Source organism: Paenibacillus phytorum, from assembly GCF_013141715.1.
Taxonomy (GTDB): domain Bacteria; phylum Bacillota; class Bacilli; order Paenibacillales; family NBRC-103111; genus Paenibacillus_E; species Paenibacillus_E phytorum.
In genome coordinates, this window is record NZ_WHOA01000114.1 from 1 (window position 1) to 16,001 (window position 16,001).

10 protein-coding genes are annotated in these 16,001 nt (G+C 52.3%); 3 read left to right on the forward strand and 7 right to left on the reverse strand.

Annotated elements, in window-relative coordinates; genetic code table 11:
• Positions 1–4,892, reverse strand: a 4,892-nt coding sequence (locus GC098_RS16840) for an OmpL47-type beta-barrel domain-containing protein (RefSeq protein WP_171644282.1), incomplete at its 3' end; no start/stop codon positions are given.
• Positions 4,893–5,144: 252 nt separating this feature from the next.
• On the opposite strand from GC098_RS16840, the gene dgoD reads away from it, so the two are divergent.
• From dgoD to GC098_RS16855, 3 genes are read left to right on the forward strand one after another with little or no spacing between them, the layout of a single operon-like run.
• The gene (dgoD, locus tag GC098_RS16845) at positions 5,145–6,305 is read left to right on the forward strand and encodes a galactonate dehydratase (RefSeq protein WP_171644283.1); all 1,161 of its coding nucleotides are present in this window, start codon (positions 5,145–5,147) and stop codon (positions 6,303–6,305) included.
• 27 nt (positions 6,306–6,332) lie between these two features.
• A complete protein-coding gene (locus GC098_RS16850) occupies positions 6,333–7,085 on the forward strand; it encodes an SDR family NAD(P)-dependent oxidoreductase (protein ID WP_171644284.1) in 753 nt (250 codons plus the stop codon).
• A 29-nt stretch (positions 7,086–7,114) separates the two neighbouring features.
• The gene (locus GC098_RS16855; RefSeq protein WP_171644285.1) at positions 7,115–9,091 is read left to right on the forward strand and encodes a DUF6259 domain-containing protein; all 1,977 of its coding nucleotides are present in this window, start codon (positions 7,115–7,117) and stop codon (positions 9,089–9,091) included.
• 397 nt (positions 9,092–9,488) lie between these two features.
• Here GC098_RS16855 and GC098_RS16860 read toward each other — a convergent pair whose 3' ends face one another.
• The 6 genes from GC098_RS16860 to GC098_RS16885 all read right to left on the reverse strand — a co-directional run.
• Positions 9,489–10,160, reverse strand: coding sequence for a response regulator transcription factor (locus GC098_RS16860; protein WP_246358653.1), 672 nt, complete (start codon positions 10,158–10,160; stop codon positions 9,489–9,491).
• A gap of 2 nt (positions 10,161–10,162) precedes the next feature.
• Entirely contained in the window at positions 10,163–11,707 is a 1,545-nt protein-coding gene (locus GC098_RS40835) for a sensor histidine kinase (protein ID WP_171644287.1), read from the reverse strand.
• 57 nt (positions 11,708–11,764) lie between these two features.
• Positions 11,765–12,487 (reverse strand): carbohydrate ABC transporter permease, encoded by a 723-nt coding sequence (locus GC098_RS16870; RefSeq protein ID WP_216625311.1) that lies wholly within the window; start codon positions 12,485–12,487, stop codon positions 11,765–11,767.
• A 142-nt stretch (positions 12,488–12,629) separates the two neighbouring features.
• Positions 12,630–13,595 (reverse strand): carbohydrate ABC transporter permease, encoded by a 966-nt coding sequence (locus GC098_RS16875; RefSeq protein WP_171644289.1) that lies wholly within the window; start codon positions 13,593–13,595, stop codon positions 12,630–12,632.
• A 59-nt stretch (positions 13,596–13,654) separates the two neighbouring features.
• The gene (locus GC098_RS16880; RefSeq protein WP_171644290.1) at positions 13,655–15,067 is read right to left on the reverse strand and encodes an ABC transporter substrate-binding protein; all 1,413 of its coding nucleotides are present in this window, start codon (positions 15,065–15,067) and stop codon (positions 13,655–13,657) included.
• 667 nt (positions 15,068–15,734) lie between these two features.
• Positions 15,735–16,001: chitinase N-terminal domain-containing protein (locus GC098_RS16885; protein ID WP_171644291.1), on the reverse strand; the 267-nt coding region annotated here is incomplete at its 5' end.

The window sequence follows — 16,001 nt, forward strand, 5'->3', positions numbered from 1 at the left end:
CCAGTATCATACCCATTGTCATTAGACAGATCGGGTTTTCCCGGCACTCCTTTGCTTTTCGTAATCATGTTGTTTATGGTTGCGGTCGCAGTACCTTGATTGCCTGCATCATCAACAAATTCAAAAGTAAAGCTGCCGTTCATGATGAACGAGTAGCTATTTGACCCCCCGTTGTTCGTGATCGTTACATGTTCGCTTGGCGTAATGGACGCTACAACAATATCATTGGTCGGTGTTGATCTGCTATATGCGACCGATGCAGTCGGCACTGTCATGTCAATATTAATTACACTCGTGCGCTGCATCTCCACATTGCCGGCGTTGTCTGTCGAACGGTAGCTCAACGTGTGCTGCCCGTCTCTATCGAAGATCAGCGAGTTTGTATAAGGATGCCATGTGGTTCCTCCGTCGAGACTGTATTCGGATGTCGCAACCCTTGACAAATTATCGGTTGCAGCCAACGTGACCGTGACTGGATTCACATACCAACCATTCATTCCGTCCGGTTGTGCAGGAGACATCGTTATGTTTGAAACAGGCGCCGTTTTGTCGATTTGAATAACCTTTTGTTTGACCTGCTCCTTATTTCCCATGCTGTCGGTCGAACGATAATGGATCGTAAGCATACCCTCCTGCATCAAAGGAATAGGTTGGGTGTAAAGAAGCCAGTTGACTCCATTGTCGATACTGTATTCCGTTTTGGCAACGGTTGTATGATAGTCAACAGCAATGAATTTGAGCAGCGGATTCCCTGTATACCAGCCACTTCTTTCCATCCCATCGACGACAACTGTTGTCACAGGAAGAACGGTGTCCGCTGTACCGAAAATGCCAATATCGTCAAAGTAAGCCGGTTGTGCGGTCGTACCCAATCCGATCGCCCCTCTTACGAGCGCGCTATCCGAGACGGAGGCTACGGTCTGGCCGTTAAAAATCAGCGTCAGCAAGCTGCCATCGGCATTGAACCGTATGTGGTGGTAAACACCTGCAGCCAGATCAACAGCAGCCGATGTCGCCATTACCGTGCTGATCCCGTTTACCCGCTTCAGAATGCGGAATCTGTTGTCAGAGCGGCTGTAATACGCCAAGTAATAGTTGGCCGCATCCGTATAACGGGAATACAAAGACACCCATGCCCCGCTGTTCCACGAATCAACCTTGAAGCTTGCTTCAAAACTGTAGTCTTTCCACTCGCGCGATCCGTTCATGGAACGGTTGGCTACCGAATCGTTAGCGCTGTACGCGTGGCTTCTTCCGATTCCTCCTGCCGACACCGTCCATAAGCCTCTGTCTCCTGTCCACCCGTAGGATTGGCCATCCTCGAAGTCGTCGCGGAATAGATACGGGTCCGACACCGTCCAATCATCGACATAAGCCGGTTGATCGTCCGTCGATACCCCCGCTTTGCCGCTCGTTAGCGAGCTGTCGCTTGCAATGACCTTGCAGTCCCCGTCGATGCAGCCTTTCAACGTGCCATGCCGAACGACCAACTGAAATTCGTGATACCGGCCGGTCTCCAAAGCAAACGAAACCGATTCTTCCAAGGTCGTCTCCACACCACCGAAGCGTTTCACAATGCTCAGTTTGCCATTGACAGAAGAGTAGGCCATCTGGTAATAGTTGTCATCATCCAAGTAGTTAGCCAACAACGAAACCCGTCCGTTAACGTTCCACGAGTTCACTTTAATCCAGGTATTCGCGTCGTAACCCGTCCAATCGGAGCTGCCGATCACTACCCGATTGCGCACCGCATCCGATAGCGATAAAGCCCGTCCGCTTCCGTCTGCCGCAACGGCCGCCGTACCTGCAACCGTGGACCAGCCGACGAGGTCGCTGTTATCAAAATCGTCCTTGTGCAACAGCTTGTCGAATTCATACACCCAAGTGCCTGCCGAAGTCGCCATGTATACCTTGCTTGCCGTCGGATGGAATTTCACGTGCCAGATGTCTGCCTTGCCGGGAATCTCCGGCACCCGCATCCAATTCTGCCCGCTGTCGTAAGTTTCGAACAGACCGGCACCCTGCGCCCGTCCCACATAATCCACGCCGCCGGCGACCAGATGCGCCGCATTATTCGGGTCCTGGTCGAGGCTGAACACCTCGATCTCCCCGAAAGGGTGAGGCCTCAAGCCGTTAGCCGCTCCGAAGTATGTAAGCGTTGTTCCGTCCAACCGGTAGACGCCTCCGTTTGTCGCCAGCCATAGCCGGCCGGGCATGAATTTGTCCGCCAGAATTTCGCGGATCATGATCCTGTTCAGCCTAGGTGCGGGCGGCAGATCGGCAATGATCGTCCATGTTGCCCCCCTATCGTCGGAGCGATATACCCGGTTGATCGGATTACCGCTGCCGTCGACCTCCCTTTGACTATATATCGTATTGGCTGAGTAAACCGTATCCCCATCGAACGGGGACATCGCCAGCACGTCGCGCGACAGGAACGACCATGTCGCCCCATTGTCCGAGCTGATCCGGTTGTCCGCATAGATGACTTGTTTATCCTGTGGATGATAAACAATCGAAGTCAACAGGTTACCTGCCGTTCCGGCAAGCTGCTTGAATGATTCCCCCCCGTCGCGGCTCTCGGCAATGACCGATGTCGCGTAATTGCCAGTCGAAATGAATAGATGGTTTCGATCGTTGGGGTCGCGCACCATGCCGCTAACCGTCTTGGCGTTAGACATGTCGGGCACGCGTATTTTATTCGTCTGGTCGACCGTCAGTTCGTAGAACATCGGGTAAACAGCCGACGATCCCGGGTCGACCGACTTGGCGATGCCAATATCGGTCATGCCGATAAGAATGTCATTATCGTTTTCTGAATTGAATAGAAACGCGCGCGCCCGCGCTCCCGAGTAACCGGAATTCGAGATATTGAACGTCAGGCCACCGTCCGTCGATTTAAACAACTGCGCACGAAAGCTAACCCATACCGTATCGGGATCGTATGGATCCACAGCAACCGCTTCTCCCTCCCAGCCGCGCTCGCTCTGATAATAGACGGGCTCCATGTGCAGCTTAGGCTCTCCGCTCCATGAAGCACCCATATCGTCGCTGACCCGAAACGGATACCGCATGGCGTGAAGCGATAAGTACAGCCGCGAATGCCCCGAAGAATCAGGAGCTCCAAAGACGGCGCGCTTTAACGAGCTGCCCGTCGGCAAGCCGCCCGGAGCGGCAATCGGCTGCCAAGTCGTACCTGCATCGGACGTCCGGTACATGGCGTTTGGCCCCGCTACAATTACCCAAGAATCCGGATCGCTCGGCAAGACCGCGACGCTGCGGATATTGCTTGAAGTCAAGCCTCCCGACTTCAACGTCCACGTCGCCCCTTCGTCCTCGCTCGCGAACAGGCCGCCACCGTATGTTGCTGCGATCAACCTGCCCCCGGTTGTATCATAATGCAGTTCCGTGACGATAAAACCATCCAATCCGATCGACGTCCACGTCTCCCCGCTGTCGACCGAGCGGAAAACCCCTTCGTCGTGGAACGCTGCATAAACGACCCGTTTCGTACCCAACATCGGCCCGAATTGAATTAAATTTCCGCTGGAGCGGATCAGATAGCCATCCGGCAGCCGGGAGTAATAAGAGCCTTGCAACACTTGACGCCAACTATGCCCTCCATCCTCACTCTTATATAATCCCGCTCCCTGCGTCACTTCTGTCTCGTTGTCGGCCGAAGAAGCTGCAAACGCGAGACGGTCCTCCTCGGGATCAATCGCGGCGTCGATCACTCCCGTTGCAGCAATCCGACTGCCCTCGTCACTTATTCGCCAATTCGATCCTCCGTCGTCACTTCGCCATATTGAATAAGTGTCGAGCCCCATGAGCATCAAGTCAGCATTGCTGCGCGACGGTTCCAGCGTCGTGATCAGTTGCGCGCCTTCTCCCCCTTTAATCCCCTGTGAAACCGACTCTGGTGAAGTCAAATGCAGTTGCGTTAGCCATGGCTCATAGCGCGTCACCGTCAAGCTGTCTTTCGCCTCAGGTGCAGTCCTGAACGTACGAACGACATCCTTCCCCAACTGGCTGCCGTCCGCAAAACGCACCGTTTTCTTGATCGTGATCTTGTATGATCTGCGATAGCTCAACGTATCGGGTAGAGTCAACGAATAGCTCCCTGGCTCGGCCGCATAAACGGCGTAAGTCACCGGCACGCTCCCAGGTTCGCGCGTAACTACGATGCTTGACGGATTCATCGACGTGAGATCCATAGCTTTTCGGAAATTAATCTTCGCCGTTCGCGCGGTCACGGGGACCTCCATCGCGCCATCGCTCGGCGAGCTCGCCGTTACGACCGGCCATGAAATGACTAGTTCTGGCTTGTTGATCGCGTCTTCCCTTGAATTGAAATAAACGTTGTTGTTCCATGCCGTCGATTTCAGATAGAACGAGTGAACGCCGTCCCCTGTTATCGCTTGCGTAATATCAAACTCCACCCATGTGCCGCTAACCGATGGATTGGCCACACTGCCCAGCGCCGCCCCCGGAGTAGGCCTGGTATTCCAAGTTACCGACGTTTCAGACCAAACGCCAGGATCGGGCAGCTTGTACAAGCTGGTCGTCCCGTTCGGAACCGTGCTGCCCGGATAGGTATAGTACAAGCGCAGCTTCGCCTTAAAACCCTGCCCGCGAGCATCAACGCCCGCCAAGTCGAACTTCAGCATAGACTCGCGAAAATCAACGCTATTTTGCTTCACGTGAAGCCCCGTCGTCGTCGAACCGAAGTTCGCTTCCATATTGCGCGATTCGACTCGCGCATCCTCCGTTGGATACAAAGTCATTTCGTCTGACGTGCCATTGTCCGCCATCATCCTCCCAGGCATGCCCCATGCTACTAACATAACCAGCAGCAATACCGAGATAACCACCTTTCCCCAGATACCTCTCATTAATAGATCCCATCCTCCCTTTAAATGATTGCGCTTTCATTCATCAACAAGCAAGACTGCTTACGACGATGTTACCAGTATAGTCGTAGGCTTGGACTTTGGGAGGGCGTAAATATCGTACAGCATTCAAGCGTTCCGCTAGCCCGAAAAGCCTAGAATGATAGACGATTTATGATACTTACGTATTTCGTGACGAGCCCTTATGATTGGGTGGCATGGTATATCACAACATTGAAAACGAGAGGTGCAGAGATGAAAATTACCGATATTCGAACGTTTGTCGTAGACGGTTACCGAACCAATTTCGTATTTGTCAAAGTGTACACGGATGAGAACATCGATGGCGTCGGCGAGGCCACGCTCGAATACAAGGAACACGCTGTCGTAGGCGCCATCGAGGACCTTAAAAGGTATTTGATCGGCCAAAATCCGCTTAACATCGAGACGCATTACCACCGCATATACCGGGATTCGTACTGGCGAACGGGACCCGTACTCATGTCCGCACTTAGCGCCGTCGAGATGGCGTTATGGGACATTAATGGCAAATCGCTCGGTGTGCCCGTTCATCGGCTGTTCGGAGGCAAGTACAACGAAAAGGTCAAAGTATACGCCAACGGCTGGTTTGCCGGAGCCAAGACGCCTGAACAGTTCGCCGACAAAGCGAAGGAAGCAGTCGGGCGCGGCTTTAAGGGCTTGAAATGGGATCCGTTCGGCAGCAGCTACATGAACATTGGAAATGAAGAGATGGACGTGGCGCTTGCTTGCATCGGCGCAGTGCGTGACGCGGTCGGCGGATCGATAGACCTGTTTATCGAAGGTCACGGCCGATTCAACGTGCCGACGGCGATCCGCATCGCCAAGGAAATCGAATGCTTCAAGCCTGTCTGGTTTGAGGAGCCCGTACCGCCGGACAATCTTGACGCTATGCGCGAGGTCAGAGACAAATCCGCTGTAGCGCTAGCGGGCGGCGAACGACTGTTCACCAGGTTCCCCTTTAAGGATGCGCTGGAGAAAAGAGCGCTGGACTACGTCCAGCCGGATATCAGCCACGCTGGCGGTTTGTCCGAATGTCGCAAAATCGCTGCACTGGCGGAAGCGCACTATATCCCTTTCGCTCCGCATAATCCGAGCGGACCGGTCGCCAATGCGGCCACGCTGCAGCTTGCGGCCTGCACGCCGAATTTTTTCTACCTGGAAATCATGGCTACGGACGTCGACTACCGCGGCGAGCTAACCGACGAAGCTCTGCGATTCGAGGACGGGTATATGCATATTCCTGACCGGCCTGGCCTAGGGATCGAGCTTAGCGAGGCCGCCGCAGCCAAATATCCTTACGTTCCGCATGACCTGCGTCATTACAGCGGCGAGTTAACCAACATTCGCTCGACGCAATCGAAAGCTTATTTCTAATCCAAATACACGGTGGAGGCTGGGAACTTGTTTGATCTGACTGGCAAGGTAGCGCTTGTGACAGGTGCAGCCCGCGGCATCGGCAGAGGGATCGCGATCGGTCTGGCGCAAGCGGGAACGGACGTGGCGATCAATGATTTGCGCGCAGACGGGGAAGCCGAGGAGCTGGCTTCGTTCCTTCGCGGCATGGGCCGCAAAGCGATCGTCATAGCCGCCGACGTACGGCGAGAGCCTGAAGCGCTGGAGATGTTTCATGAGTTGGACACCGCGTTCGGACGACTGGACATTCTCGTCAACAATGCCGGCTTATCTCGCTCTGAGACCATCTTCGAGATGACGCTGGAAAGATGGAACGAACTGCTCGACATCAATTTGACGGGAACTTTCCTATGCGCAAAGTTGGCGATGGAACGGATGGCACGGCAGCGCGCCGGCCGAATCATCCAGATCGCTTCGGTAGTCGCGCATCAGGGCGCGCTGTACGGGCACGTACACTACGCAGCCAGCAAGAGCGGGCAGATCGGCCTAACCAAGACGTTGGCAAGAACAGCCGCTGCGTATGGAGTTACGGTCAACGCGATCGCCCCCGGCGTTATCGAGACGGAGCTGCTTCGGCGAACGCTAGGCGACGCGAGAATCGCGACGCTGTCGCAAGAGATTCCTCTAGGCTTAGGCCATGCGGAAGATATCGCGGCTGCGGCCGTCTTTCTGGCCAGCGACGAGGCGCGATACCTGACAGGTGTGACGCTGGATGTCAACGGCGGTCAATATTTACGATAGCGAGATAAGACGAGACGGAGGTATCTTCAATGAACTATGGCTTGCAAGCAGGAGAGTTAGTTCTGACGCTTAGTGAAGACGCGCGCGAGGCGGCATGGTCGGCTGCTGGATTGCCTCTGAAGGAGAACGCGGGTGCCGACTTCTGGCGCCTGCAGATGGACGACGGGATCGCTCGAGACATAACCTTGAGATCCGGCAGCCAGTTCGGCGGACGTGTTACTCTGGCGACTGACGGGGAAGGATTGGACGTCACATATACGGAGCTCTGCGAGGAAACCGGGCGGAAATTTCAGGTCGACCTGACCGTGCACATTCGTGTCTCGGAGGGACAATTCCGTTTCTCCTCGACTATTCTTAACAACGACGAAGCCCACGTGAACGAGCTTAAGCTGCCTTTTATCGATCTGTCCTGCATAGGCGACAAGGCACGCGAACGGGACGTGTTATACCGCAGCTTCGGCAACGGCCAGCGGATTGCCGATCCATGGAACAGCCTTGATCGGGCGCATTCCGAATACATGTACAATGATCATCATGAAATATGGCTCGACATGACATATCCCAGCTTAGCAAGTATGGCATGGTTCGGGGTTCACAGTGGAGGACGGTTTCTGTATGTAGGTCGGCACGACGATACCTTCCGGACATGCACGCTAGCCGTGGGCAAAGGCCCCCGCAACGAGGAGCCGCGCCTGCTGCTTGCCGTCTCCCACTTCCCCCTGCTCGCCGCCGGGGAACGGGAGACGACCGCCGTATCGGTCGTCTCCCTAGAGAAAGGCGACTGGCGCAAGGGATCGGCTATTTATAGAAGATGGGCGGAAAGCTGGTTCGTCGAGCCGGTCAAGCCCAAGTGGGTGCAAGAGTTGCGAGGCTGGCAGCGCGTCATCTTAAAGCATCAGTACGGCGAGGTATTCTTCACATACGCCGACTTGCCTCGATTGTATTTGGAAGGACGCAAGGTCGGGGTGGAGATGCTCTTCCTGTTCGGCTGGTGGAAGGGCTGCTTCGACAACGGGTATCCCGTCTACGAGCCCGATCCGCAGCTTGGCGGGGAGCAAGGGCTCCGAGACGCGATTGCGGAAGTACAGCGCCTTGGCGGACGAGTTGCGCTATACACGAACGGCGTTCTCATCGATATAAAATCGGATTATTACAAGGAAACGGGCTATCGCATCTGCCGCAAAGACATCGATGGCAACGAATATCGCGAGCATTACCGATTCGCCGGCGACGGTATGCTGCTTCGCAACAACGGCTACAAAAGCTTCGTTTCCGCCTGCCAATCCGCTCCGGAGTGGCGCGAACAGCTATTGGATGTCGGCCGCATGAAGCTAGGATACGCGGCAGATTGCGTGTTCTACGACCAGATCGGTGGACATTGGCCGCACCTGTGCTTTGACGCCTCCCACGCGCATGGCAATCGCGGGGATCGCGAGAATCAATGGAAGCGGGACAATCTTAGCGCCATCCGCGAATTGTGCTCGGGAGAGCAAGCATTCGGCACAGAGTTTGTCGTCGATTGTTACGCGCCGTACTCGGATTTTCACCATAGCTGCCAATATGCGAGCTTCAAGGACGAGGAATCGTTTCCCGAGTTGTACCGGCAGACATTCCCCGGCACGATCATGTCCAACCGGTTTATTCATGACGAGCGGTCCGACTTCAGACGTCAGTTGAATTATGCGTTCGTATATGGCTTTCGTTTCGATATCGCCATCTATCGATGCCGCAAGACAATCAAGGATGCTCCCCGCTACGCCGAATACGTTAGCGAGCTGATCGGACTGCGAGAGCGGTACGAACGGTTCTTCTATCGGGGATGCTTCTCGCTCGATACCGATCTAGTTCTGCCCGATGGCATCATCAAAACGGAATATGTCTACGGGAACGAACGGCTGCTGGTGTTGTGGAACGACTCCGGCGAAGCAAAGAGGCTAAGCTTGGATCCGATCGACAATGCTGAGACGGAGTTGGAAGCCGGCAAGCTGTTGTTCCGGGTTGTGTAGTTCCACTACAGCCTGCTTTTCAGCCTAAAATTCTCCTGAAATTATCCCTATTTTTCACAAATGATAAAGGTTGGAGAGTCCAAAAACGTTACGTCCATTATGAAGCTTCCATGAAGCACTTTAAGCTGAAATAGTTAGCATCGCCTTCTATTAAATATCAACCCCACCTGGATATCTTTCGCCTAGTGGGGTTCTTGTTTGCAAGAAACTACAAAGAGAGCTGCGACAGGTCAGCTACCAGCAACCTGTCACAACCCCCGGAGCATCCCATAGCGGAGATCGACAAGGAATGCGGCTTCGAAGATCCGTTCTATTTCAACAAAGTATAGTATGAGAAAGTTGAATGCTTACACTTGCCGATCGGGAAAAAAACGAACTGAATAAGGCGCACAGTAGGTCAACGCGAATAAATTTCGAATATTTTTAGCTCCCGAAGGCTCGCCACGACTTCCTTCATGTTGCCTTGGTTGAACTTCTTCAATATTTTGTTAACCTGCGTCCTTATCGTTACTTCCTCTACGGATCGTTCCTTGGCGATGTTCTTATATGTGAGCCCGTTATAGATGGCGCGCACGATCTCGAACTCCGAATTCGTCAGCTTGGATACGATGTTAAGGGTGTAAATCAAGCTGTTTTTCTCATTATGCAGCTTGGTAAACTCGCCTAATATTTTCTCCGCGATCTCCGGACGCATGTATAAGCTGTTGTTATGCGCGTTGCGAATGGAATTGATGATGTCCGCTATGGAGCTTGTCTTCACGATGAAATCCATCGCCCCGGCGCCGTACGCCTTGAACATGACATCATCCTCCGCATGGATCGTCAGCACGATCACCTTGATCTCCGGCATCGTTCTTTTGATTTCCTCGATCGCATGAATACCCGCGAACTCCGACTCCATTTCAATATCCATCAGCATAATGTGCGGACGGGCTTCGCGAGCGATCCTCATCGCCTCCTCCCCGTTAGAGGCGACCCCGACCACTTCCATATCCTGTTCCCTATCGATAATCATCCGGAAATAATCGCGGATATCCTCGATATCGTCCGTAACTACTACCCGTATCATGCTCAACCGTTTCCCCCCTGTCTTGGATTCGAATCCCTTGAACCGCCCGCGTCTACGGGAAGCAGAATACGAAACGTCGTGAATCGCCCAACCTCGCTCGAAACGGTGATAAAGCCAAGATGCGCCTTGACAATCTTTTGTACGTAAGACAAGCCGATCCCCCAGTTTTCATGCTTCGACTTCGTGGTATAGAATGCGTTGAATATTTGCTTCCTCGCCTTTTTCTCGATTCCCGTTCCATTGTCGGTAACGGTGATCACGACCCAATCGCCCTCGGCATCAACCTCGAGGTGAATCTCGCCGTTCGGTCTTCTCGCAGCATGAATCGCCTCTACGGCATTATTCAGTAAATTCGATAGCGCCTCCGTCATATGATAGCTGTCGATATAGGAGGTGGCGCTGAATTTCGTATACCGCTTATCCACCTTAACCGTCTCTCCGATATTCGCTTTACTCAGCGCGTCCTCCACGATATTTACGATCCTGCAGCGGGTGGGGCGTACTTTAATTTCCTTGATCGCATCCAGAACCTTGGCGGACTGCGACAACGACGCTTCGCTAATCTGTTGCAAGCGCCTTATCGCCCTTAGGCCCTCCTCACTCCCGTATGCTAACTCCGCTTGCTCGGTCATGATTTTCACCGTAAACATCGTATTCTTGAAGGAATGGAACACGCCCTTCAGATTATGATTCAGAGTGTTCACATTACGGTTGATCGAGCGAACCCTAAACAGCGTCGTGGCATCGATTCCCTTGAACCTGATGAGTGTAATAATCATTACCTGCACAGCAAGCAGCATTACAAAAGGGAGAAAACGATAATAGAAGACGGGAACCTCGCGGGATGAAAACTGAAGCAGCCGAGCGGTGTCCGAGAATAGATACAATTGATTGTACGGCCCAAAAATAAATACTGAAATAAACAGCCCGTTCATGATCAGCAGATTGACAATCAAGGATAATACCTGCTTCCGCTTAAAGGAAATTTGCGAGCTGCGGTAATGCTTGTATAACAGCCAGATCGGAAAAAAAAGGTAAATCATGATCCATGCAACATGAAGCACATCGACCAAGTGCAAGGTTAGTATCAGCATTCCGCTATGTCCAACGGTTTCGGCCAACCGTATATAGAAAAAAAATCGCGTCTCCGGATCATAGAACCAGACATAGCCGAGTGGCGGCAACGAAAGCAGGCCGGCCCGAATCCACTTGTCTGCCTTGCCCCAGCTTCTCCCCCAGACGAATTCGAGGATGAATAGAGGAATGCTGACCAAGTAGATCGCGATCCCGACCAATTGCAATCTTACTGTATCGTAATAATTTATTCTCCAATGGCTTAAGTAAAGATAGATCCGATAATCCAGAGCATACAGCTCATGCGCCGGGTATTGGTAATTACCGACCTTCACCACGTTCAGAATCATCCCAAGAAACGACAAGCTCATCCCGGAAAGCATTAGAACGAACATCCAGGAGTACCGGTTGCGATAATTGCGCGCCAGCATAAAAGCAGATAGAACAGTTAGCAGCAATATCGTGTAGATCATGGTGTGTCCCCTCCCGGCCATCCTCCACCCAATTGTAGCAGGGGAGAAACTCCCTTGTCACCTCTTAATGGCGCCGCTGGTCAGCCCCGAGATAAAATAGCGGTTCAAAATCAGGTAAACTACGAGCATCGGAATGACGGACAACATGGTTCCCGCCAGCATCAGATTCCACGAACTTGCCGCTTCGCCGGCGCTTCTCAGCGCAACGATGCCTACCGACAACGGCCGTTGGTCGGGATTCCCGAGCGTGAACACCATGGGCAGCAGAAATTCATTCCATGCGTACTTAAAAGTAATGATTCCGATTGTGGCGATCACGGGCTTCATCAACGGCAGGATAATGTTCCAGAACGTACGGAAGAAGCTGCAGCCGTCGATAATCGCGGCCTCGTCCACCTCGTACGGGATCGAATTTACAAAACTCCGGATGATGAAAATGTTGGCAATATGCATCCCGAAAACGTTGATCACGATTACTCCCCACAGCGTCGTGTTGAGATGCAACAACTTGGCGATCTGAAGCAGCGGATACAAGGTGATGCTTCCGAAGGACAAAAACATCGTAGCCGTAAACGCGACGAAAATCATGCCTTTGCCCGGAAATCTCCCTCTGGCGAATACGTACCCGGCCATCGTCGAAACGATTAGCGTGCCGAACACGATAAACGCCGTCATATAGATGCTGTTCCACGTATATCTCTTGAAGTTGGCAAGCGTCCAAGCGTCTTTGTAGTTTTGCAGCGTCCATTCGATCGGCAGCAGCCTGGAGGCATGTGCCAAAATCTCCTGATTGGACTTGAACGACGCGAACAAGACGAAAACCAGAGGCGCCAGAGCGAAGATGAGGATAACGCACAGGAAGGCGTACATCGCGAGAGTGGCCATTCGGTTGAAAAATATATGCATGTCAGCCGCCCTCCTTTTAATAGATTTTACTCATACGCCGGGTTAGCCAGAAATAGACGGCCGTAATCATACCGATAAGAATAGCGGTGACGAGCCCCATCGATGCCGCATAACCAATCTGAAGCGCATCCGGTCCTTCGCCGAATCGGAAGAAAAATTTGAAGATATACGTCATGACGACCTCGGTAGAACCTCCCGGTTGTCCGTTCGTCAGCACCAGCACGAGATCCGTCACCTTCAGGCTGCCGATAATCGCCAGCATCATAACGACTTGGATCACGGGAGCCAGCATCGGCACCGTAATTCTCGTGAATTGCTGGAGCCTGTTCGCGCCGTCGATCTCGGCCGCTTCATAGAGATCCTTGGGCACGCTCTGGAGACCTGCCAAGAAAAAAAGCATGTTAATTCCGAAGTTCTCCCAGACGGAGGCGACGGCAATGACGAACATGGACGTCCATTTGCCGCCGAACCAGTTGATCGATTCAACAATCATACCCAGATCAAGCAGCACGTTGTTCACGATGCCTTCGAAGGTCGCGAACAGGAAATAGAACAATAATCCGATGACTGCTACGCTGACGATATTCGGCATAAAAAATACGGTACGGAACAGGTTGCGGCCACGCAGCTTGCCGTTCAAAAGCACGGCCAGCAAGAGCGCCAGCGGAATCTCTACCGCCAGCTTGCCGAATGCCAGCACGACGGTATTCAGCAGACTTTGCCAATATCTCTCGTCCCGTGTGAAGATGCGGATGAAGTTATCGAATCCGATGAACGTAGCTTGCACGCTGTCATAGTCGTACCACGCCCACCGAAGCACCCAGTACACAGGGTATATCGTAAACACGATAAAACCGATTAGCTGCGGGGACAGCATCAGGTACGACTGAATGGCATTCTTGGATGAATGGGAAGCACGCTTCCGTTGTTTGCCCTCGCCAGGCGAGAAGCTTCGCTCTGCAACCCTGGAGCTTGAGTCCATCTGTCTGTCCTCCTTTGGAAATAAGTGGGACAAGGTCGCAAGACCCGTCCCACCGTCCGTTATTTCAACCGGAAATCAAAGTTTTCATTGACGAACATGCTTTTGTCGATCGTCCCGTCCTTAACGCCTGCGTCAAGCGCCGCGTTATATCGTGCGTCCAGATCGGCGAGCGCCTCTTCGATACCGACGCCCCCCATCCAAATTTTCAAGAATACTTGCGTATGTGTGTTGCCTTCGAGCTTAACCGTAGGCTGCCCGTGGTGGAGATAGATTTTCTCGTTGTGACCGAAGTCTGCCCAGCCTTTGGCCTTCGGCAGCTTCTTAGCCATCTGGATGATGCGGTTATCATAGGGAACATACTTTCCTTCCTCGTACATCTTGACCAGGAATTCGTCGCTATTCAACCATTTGTAAACCTCCATCACTTTTTCCAGATTGGCGCTTTTAGCCGTCTTGGAGACGCTGATGAAGTCGGACACAGATGCGAATTCCTTATAGCGGTTCGCCGGATCGGATACCGGAATATCGGCTGCGCCCCAATCCATCGTGGCAGGTAATTGGTCGTTCAGTACGCCGACGTCCCATGACGCGCCTAACTTCATCGCGACACGCCCTTCGGAGAATTGGGCTCTGGCAGGATCGTTGTCCAAGCCTTCCGGTCCAGGGAAGTAACTCTTGTCCTCCTTGATGCTCATCAACCATTCCAATGCCGGCTTGAAGCTGCTGAACTCGTATTTGCCTGTTAGGGTGTTGAAAGAGTTGTGACCAATACTGGATACCCATGGGAACAGAAGCTCCCAATCGAAGTACGAGCCCCATTTCAGAGGCAGAGCGATACCATATACCTTATCCTGCGGATTCGTCAGCTTCTTCGCATACTCCCGAACCTCTGTCCATGTATTAGGCGGCTTCGCTTCGCCATTCTTGTCGACAAGTCCGGCCTTCTTGAACAGGTCCTTGTTATATAGAAGTTTCACGTTGGTAATATTGAACGGAACGGAATAGGCTTTGCCCTTCACCGTGAACGCCACACGATTCAACATTCCATCATATTTTCCGAGGAATTCCTTGCCGCGAGGCAACTCCTCGATCGGAATGATGTCTCCTCGCTTCACATAATCGACCTTGGGGCCTACGACGTAGAACAGCTCGGGCGCTTGACCAGATGCAAGCGCGAGATCGATCGCCTGCTTGTAGTCAGCCCCTTGTACCGTATATTCGATTTTGATTCCTTTTTCCTTGCCGATCGTACTGTTATACTCGCCAACCATTTCAGTAACGAGCTCCTTCGTATGGCCGCTGTTCGTCCATACACGGATCGTCTCCATCTTGACCGGCTGCTTGGACTGCTCCACCGCTGCCGTAGAGCTGGCGCTTCCAGCTCCGTCCGATTTTTCAGTACTGCATCCTGCAAGCGCTGTCATCAACATCGCGGAAGACAGCAGTGCGCCGATCTTTTTGAGTTTGTTCATTTCATTTGCTCCCCTCTATGTTCTCTCTCACATTGTAAGTCACTCAAGGAAAGCCAGTAAGTATCAATTAATATACAGCATTCCGTTAGCACCCGCCTATACGCCTACGAAAATGATGTATGTTTCTTCATTGCTCCGCGATGCACGCACATCTTCGCTCCATCCGGATATCGTCAAAATAAATTTATTCGTTAGGCCGTCGTCATAAAACCAGCCTTCCGTAATTCCCGGAATGCTCGGGAAAGATTGGATGAGATAGGAGAGATCCTTTTCTCAATACCCGGCTTTTTGGCAGTGATCAAACCGTTTGGTTCGACGCCTACTCTAATTGGAGGAAGTAGTAAAAAAGCTGTTCTTTGATTCTTCTAGCTGTGTTGCTGCCAGATAGGCTTAAATTGATTGCTCCCACTACAATCGACAGAGCTATTTGCGATAAAGCGAGTAGACAGATCCCGATGATTTTGCCAAACATCTGCTTAAGCGGCGATACGCTTGTGATGAGATATACAGCATGAACAGCATGACGTAGACAAGCGCATAGGACAAATAATAGCCCAGTTCAATAATGAATTGAACTGGGCTATTTTAGTATTTCACAAGGGAAAATTAGTAGTTGTATTCAACGATCGGCGACTTCAATGATATAATGAAATATTTACCATTCTTACTACTTAGTCACTTTTACAATCATCTTATCGCTGGATATGGCTCCCGCATGGTTGACGAGCTCAGTGTGATACTCATAGGTGCCTATTGCTCTATTTGTTATGGTCGTTACTGCTGATTGAGCAGTGGGGGTTTTATCCAAAAGTGTTTGCGTATCGATTAGAACGCTGTTTTCATATAAATGATACGTTGTTCCATTCGTTCCCCACCACATATTCATGTCAACTTTGAAATTCCCGTCGCCATCCCAGTTGTCATTGGAAAGGAC

Coding starts and splice junctions, on each gene's coding strand:
- GC098_RS16875 (WP_171644289.1), bottom strand. CDS start 13,595: ATGGACTCAAGCTCCAGGGTTGCAGAGCGAAGCTTCTCGCCTGGCGAG.
- GC098_RS40835 (WP_171644287.1), bottom strand. CDS start 11,707: ATGATCTACACGATATTGCTGCTAACTGTTCTATCTGCTTTTATGCTG.
- GC098_RS16880 (WP_171644290.1), bottom strand. CDS start 15,067: ATGAACAAACTCAAAAAGATCGGCGCACTGCTGTCTTCCGCGATGTTG.
- GC098_RS16855 (WP_171644285.1), top strand. CDS start 7,115: ATGAACTATGGCTTGCAAGCAGGAGAGTTAGTTCTGACGCTTAGTGAA.
- dgoD (WP_171644283.1), top strand. CDS start 5,145: ATGAAAATTACCGATATTCGAACGTTTGTCGTAGACGGTTACCGAACC.
- GC098_RS16860 (WP_246358653.1), bottom strand. CDS start 10,160: ATGATACGGGTAGTAGTTACGGACGATATCGAGGATATCCGCGATTAT.